Here is a 6,429-nt window from a genome sequence, read left to right as displayed (position 1 = left end):
GGCTAAGATTGAAACGGATAACGTTTTCATTTTGTGCTTCATAAGTTTCATGAACATCCCCCATTTCTAGTTTTAACGATTCTCTTACTGTGACACTGTGTAATGTGTACGCTTTCATTATAGGACCCACACCAGAGCTGAACAATGTACAACTCTTTACTTTACTTACCCATCGTTGCTGAGTTGTAAGCGCAATCAAACTGAATATTTATTTTATTTCATCCCTATTCGATTTCTTTATAAATGAAATAGTCAAAATCAGCATGCTTTTGCGTCCCCCCAAGATCCTGCACGCACATTCCGATGAAAGTTCCAGTAAAGCGGATATAATCCGGAAAATCGTCTGACAAATGGCTAATATCGATCGCCACGCCGATTGCAGTCCATTGTTCATCGGAATTGACATAATAAAATTGGGCGTTCTCACGGTCAACGACAACCTTCAAACGGAATCTGGAGTTCCCGTTCATACTGACATCTTGATCCAACAACTCATCTTGGACACCATTCTTGGATTGCAGAATCCCAAGGCAAATTCCACTCTCTTCATGGTGTGTTAACCGTAAATAGACGTAATCTTTCGTATCATAATAGAGTATTAGCCCCGCCATTTGTTGAAAATGATCAGGATCGAATTCTAAACACGTCTCCGCTTCACAGCGGAAAGCTTGCTGTCGACGTGCTACAAGGCTTTGCCTGTGCATTGATATCATCGACTCCATACCACGCAGCCTAAGATAACCAGGCCGATCCTTTAGACTTAGCCACGTCGGATCCGCCGGAATACGCAACGTGCTCCAGTGAACACTCAGCTCCCCACCATCAAAATCATCTTTCTCAGGTTCACTCTCGAATGGAAATGGCTGCAAATCCGGCGCTGGGACATGAAGCAACGGATAACGACTTCCTCCGGCTAGCCGCAGCCAACCATCTTCACTCCATTCACAGCGCTGAATAGCAGTTTCCCTACCCAGGTTGCAATATTTATCCTTGACGGGACGAGCGCATAAGTGCGCCATATACCATTCTCCTGCCGGTGTAGTCACAAGGCTGGCATGCCCTGACTTTTGCAGCGGGAGATCCGGTCTTCCTGCAGAGGTCAGAATGGGATTCTGCGGATCTACTTTATAAGGCCCTTGAATATGACGGGAGCGCGCCATTGTGGCGGCATGGTTGTACTGCGTTCCCCCTTCTGCAGTCAACAAATAGTAATAGCCGTTGTGTTTATAGAGATGAGGACCCTCTGTTAGCTTCAATTCCGTTCCTTTGAAAATATTGCTGATCGGACCGACCAATTTTTGTTCCTCTATCGAATATTCCTGCAGTACAATGCCTGCGAATCGATTATGCCCCTTACGGGAGTCCCAAAGCATATTGACAAGCCACTTGCGTCCATCATCGTCGTGAAACAAAGACGGATCGAATCCGCTGCTGTTCAGATAAATAGGCTCCGACCAAGGCCCCTTAATATCGGTTGCTGTTACTAGATAGTTGTGGGTATCCTTGTAAGCTCCAATTCTGCTTTTCACGTCCGTATATATCAAATAATAGATACCCTTATCATAGCTTAAACATGGCGCCCAGATTCCGCAGGAATCCAAATTGCCTTCCATATTTATTTGTGACGTTCTTGTTAACGGGTGAGGAAGCAGCTGCCAATGAACTAGATCCTTTGAATGATGAATTTGAACACCAGGAAACCATTCAAACGTAGATGTGGCAATATAGTAATTATCTTCAACCCTAAGAATAGAAGGATCTGGATTGAATCCTGGTAATATCGGGTTCGTAATATAGCTCATTTCATACTTCTCCTCTTAATTATTTTGCGCAGCCAAAGCTTTTTTTCCCGCCTCTAAAACAGCAAGAATCCGATCCACATCATACACGCTTCCTGCCCAGATTCCTCCACTGACAGATTGTAAGCCAGCCCATAAACGAGTATCGTCAGGAAGCCTTGGGTCAGCAGCGAGCTCTGGGTGAGGGATTCGGGCAGCAAGTACAAGAGCTCCTTCTTCTGGCGTCAACACTTCGTCACCCTCGCCTAGAAAATGAATGCTGCCTTCCAAACTATTACGATTAATGACAATGTCGATCGTATCTCCATCCCGCAGCTTGCCAATCGGTCCGCCGGCTAGCGCTTCAGGACCAACATGACCAATGCATGCGCCTGTGGATACCCCTGAGAAGCGTGCATCCGTAATTAGAGACACATATTTGCCATACGTCAAATGCTTAAGAGCTGAGGTTAATTGATAGGTCTCCTCCATCCCCGTACCCGATGGTCCGCGCCCCATCAATACCATAATATCCCCAGCTTGAATGTGGCTATTCTTGATTGCTGCCATTGCCGCTTTCTCTGAGGTAAACACTTTGGCTTTTCCCCGATGACGGAAAATCCCATCCTCTCCAACTGTTGTTGGGTCAATAGCGGTTGATTTAATAACTGATCCTTCAGGAGCCAGATTGCCCATAGGAAACGTAACTGTTGAGGTTAATCCCCTTTCTTTGGCACGTTCTGGACTCATGATGACGTTGTCCGGATCAATGCCATCCATTTCCATTAGAAGACTTCTCATCCGCCCTCGGCGCTCGCTAGTTTCCCACCAATCCAGTACAGAACCCAACGTTTCACCAGTTACTGTCATCGCATGTTCTTGTAATACACCCAAACGTCGAAGATGAAGCATGACTTCCGGCACGCCACCGGCTAGAAACACGCGCACAGTCGGATGATATTCTGGACCGTTCGGTAAAACGCTAACTAGCCTTGGCACCGCTTTATTAACTCTAATCCAGTCTTGCACTGTTGGAACCGTCAGCCCTGCTGCATGAGCGACCGCTGGAATATGCAGCAGCAAATTGGTGGAGCCGCCGAATGCCGCATGAACAACCATCGCATTATGAATGGACGCTTCGGTCAAAAGATCCTTCATCCGAATTCCCTTTTCATCCAGCGTCATCATAGCGCGTGCCGACTGCCTTGCCATCTCTTCCCAAACGGGTTGTCCTGAAGGCGCAAGCGCAGCGTGAGGCACTGTCAAGCCCATAGCTTCTGCAATAACCTGCGAGGTGGCTGCCGTTCCTAGAAATTGGCAGCCTCCTCCTGGTGTTGCACAAGCCCGGCAGCCGAGATCGGCAGCATCTTCTAAGCTGATTTCGCCATTTGCATATCTTGCACCTATGGTTTGGATTTTCCCTGCATCTTCGCCCTTCGTAGGAGGTAAGGTCACTCCGCCTGGCACAATTACAGAAGGAAGTTCGTGTATCCCCGCCAGAGCAATCATCATGGCAGGCAACCCCTTATCACAGGTTGCCACTCCAAGTACTCCTTTACGCGTAGGCAAGGAGCGAATGAGGCGCCGGAACACGATCGCTGCATCGTTGCGGTAAGGAAGGGAGTCAAACATGCCTTCCGTACCCTGGGATCTACCGTCGCAAGGATCGCTCACGTACCCTGCGAATGGAATTCCACCGCTTTCTGTAATGACTTCAGCAGCAGCCTGTGTAAGAATACCAACCTCCCAATGACCGGTATGATAGCCGAGTGCGACTGGACTGCCGTCTTCTTTACGCATGCCTCCTTGCGTGCTTAACAAAAGATACTGTTTACCCTTCAGCCGGGAAGGCTTCCACCCCATACCAACATTTTGAGTAAGACCGAATAAATCTCCGCTTGGCGCATTCAATAACATATCTGCAGTTAGTGGCAATGAGCCTTGCGGTCCCTGTGCGTGCGTACGGATCGTAAATACATCATTATTTTCATGAGCCATAATTGATTTTATTTGCTCTGTCATTCACTCACACCCATCCGCACTAAGTTTAATTACAAAATAATTGTTACAGTTACGCTTTGATAAATACCGTTTTAATGGACGTGTAAAATTCGATGGCTGCCTGACCTTGCTCGCGTGAATGTGAGCTGGACTGCTTCATTCCGCCAAATGGAGCTTGCAACTCCACGCCGGCTGTCTCGGAATTAACTCTTACTAGACCGGCATCCATATCTTGAACAAACGACAGAATGTTGCTTATGTTATTCGTGTATATGGAAGCGCACAGTCCAAATTCTGAATCATTTGCCACTCGAATGGCTTCTTCCATCGATTCGACCTGAATCAGCGCTAGAACCGGACCGAATATCTCTTCGCGGGCAATCGCCATTGCCGGTGTTACATTACCGAACACGGTTGGCTGTATATAGAATCCTTCTGCGAGATCCGGATGAACTGGCGATGCTCCGCCGAATAGCAGCTCTGCCCCTTCTTCTATCCCCTTTTGAATGTAGGACTGCACCGTTCGCAACTGATTTTCATTCGCACAGGGGCCGAGCCACGTACCGGCATCCAGACCGTACCCAACAGTTAAACCTTTTATTTTACTCAGAAGCTTTTCTTTAAAAGTTTCATATACATCACGCATCACAATGACACGGCTTGTTGCCGTACATTTCTGACCTGTCGATCGGATTCCGCCACTGATCGTTGCGTCAACGGCCAAATCCAAATCGGCATCCGCAGCGATGAGGATCGGATTTTTCCCGCCCATCTCAAGCTGATATTTGGCCCCTCTGGCCAGTGCAGCCTGAGCGACCCGTTTGCCTACTTGATTGGAACCGGTAAAAGTGATTCCATTTACTTCCGGATGCTCCGCTAGACCTTGTCCGATAATAGATCCGCTGCCGGTAACCATATTTAGAACACCAGCTGGAAGACCCGCTTCAGCAAAGCATTCCATAACTTTTGCAGCTGTCACGGCCGTCTCCAGAGCAGGTTTCAGCACAACCGAATTCCCATAGATTAATGCTGGAGCTATTTTCCATATTGGAATCGCTACAGGAAAATTCCAGGGTGAAATAACGCCAACAACTCCCAGCGGCACTCGGGTCGTAAACATCAGCGCTTCGCTATCCGTGGAAGGAATCACCTCACCGATCTTTCTCATTCCTTCACCGGCATAGTAGCGCAAGATAGCGACCCCTCGCGCAGTTTCTCCCTTTGCTTCCGGCAAGGTTTTGCCCATTTCACGCGTCATCGTCTCCGCAATTTCGTCAATGCGTCTTTCAATAGCATTGGCTGCTTTAAACAAGTAATCCCCTCTCGCCGCCCCCGATAGCTTTCTCCAACTATTCTGAGCCTTTCTTGCGGATGCAACCGCATGGTTCAAATCCTCCAATGATGACGACTGAACATAGCCCACCACTTCCGTTTTTTTAGCCGGGTTGATACTAGGAACTGTTTGTCCAGCACTCGCTGGACACCATTCACCATTTATATAGTTTAGATAAATTTGCTCGCCAACAAATACGGATGTCATCTATTCTCCTCCTTAAATTTTAAATACCAGATTACGATTGATTAGCTTACTGCACCTACAACATGATTAACAAGTGTCCCAATGCCGGTAATCTCAATTTCAATCCGATCTCCAGGAGCGAGAGTAAACTCATTAGGCGGCACAATACACGTTCCCGTTAACAGGACAGTACCCTCAAACAATTCATTGTCCCGCATCAAAAATTCCGTCAATTCGTCAAACTTGCGTTTTAGCTGACCGGTATTAGCCGTTCCCTCGACTGCTTGTTCTCCATTGCGATATATTCGGCTTGTAATCTGCAAGTTGTAAGGATCATCTACCGTTTCAGCTAAACGTATCGCGGGTCCCAAGGAGCAGGATCGCTTCCATACTTTGGCCTGTGGCAGGTAGAGAGGATTCTCTCCTTCAATATCACGGCAGCTCATATCATTGCCAATGGTGTATCCTACGATTCTCCCCTTTGCGTTCAGAACAAGCCCCAACTCCGGTTCTGGCACCTGCCACACGGAATCGCTTCGGAGCTGTACTTCGCCGCCTGGCCCTACTGTTCGGGCTGCTGTCGATTTGAAAAAAATCTCAGGACGAACAGCGTCATAAACTTTATCGTAAAAGGTCAAGGCATCCAGTCTTCCTTCCGTTGCCTCATAATTCCGCGCATCGCGACTTCGTTCATAAGTAACTCCTGCAGCCCACACTTCAGGCGCTTCGATGGGTACAAGAAGCTGCATCTGCTCGACTTGACCTGATAGTGCTTCTCTGCCTTCAGTCGAATTTAAAACCAACTCAAGCGGTGAAATCTGTTTTTCATCAGCTTCTTGGATCAAGGATAAAAAATTGTTTTGCGGCAATGCAAACATTTGCCCCTCGTCATTAACTGCAGCCAGCTGTGAACGCCCTTCATTTACAAAATGAATAATTCTCATAAATGCTCACTCCTCAAAATTTAATTAATTTGATCATCTCTCTTGAAAGCATGATTATTTTACTGCTGGTGGATGGATAACAATGGCTCCCCTCATCCACCCGTCACCCCTTCACACTGCCAAGTACAATTCCTTTCACAAAATACTTCTGCAAAAACGGGTACGCCATAATAATGGGAAGCGAGCC

At 47.4% G+C, this 6,429-nt stretch carries 4 protein-coding genes; all 4 read right to left on the bottom strand.

Annotated elements, in window-relative coordinates; all coding sequences use genetic code 11:
* Positions 1 to 224 precede the first annotated feature (224 nt).
* Genes ASL11_RS24570 through ASL11_RS24555 form a run of 4 tightly spaced genes read right to left on the bottom strand, consistent with a single transcriptional unit; the run spans position 225 to position 6,242 of the window.
* Complete coding sequence (locus tag ASL11_RS24570; RefSeq protein WP_056620762.1) at positions 225 to 1,802, bottom strand: glycoside hydrolase family 43 protein; 1,578 nt, start codon at positions 1,800 to 1,802, stop codon at positions 225 to 227.
* Between the two features lie 15 nt (positions 1,803 to 1,817).
* Positions 1,818 to 3,800, bottom strand: a complete 1,983-nt coding sequence (locus tag ASL11_RS24565; RefSeq protein ID WP_056620760.1) for a YjhG/YagF family D-xylonate dehydratase — start codon at positions 3,798 to 3,800, stop codon at positions 1,818 to 1,820.
* 49 nt (positions 3,801 to 3,849) lie between these two features.
* Positions 3,850 to 5,319 (bottom strand): alpha-ketoglutaric semialdehyde dehydrogenase GucD, encoded by a 1,470-nt coding sequence (gene gucD / locus ASL11_RS24560; protein WP_056620757.1) that lies wholly within the window; start codon positions 5,317 to 5,319, stop codon positions 3,850 to 3,852.
* Between the two features lie 41 nt (positions 5,320 to 5,360).
* Positions 5,361 to 6,242: a fumarylacetoacetate hydrolase family protein gene (locus ASL11_RS24555; protein WP_056620755.1), complete on the bottom strand. Its 882-nt coding sequence runs from the start codon at positions 6,240 to 6,242 to the stop codon at positions 5,361 to 5,363.
* Positions 6,243 to 6,429: the final 187 nt, after the last annotated feature.

It is taken from the genome of Paenibacillus sp. Soil750 (genome assembly GCF_001428045.1).
Lineage (GTDB): Bacteria > Bacillota > Bacilli > Paenibacillales > NBRC-103111 > Paenibacillus_E > Paenibacillus_E allorhizoplanae.
This window is presented reverse-complemented; position numbering and strand designations above follow the sequence as displayed.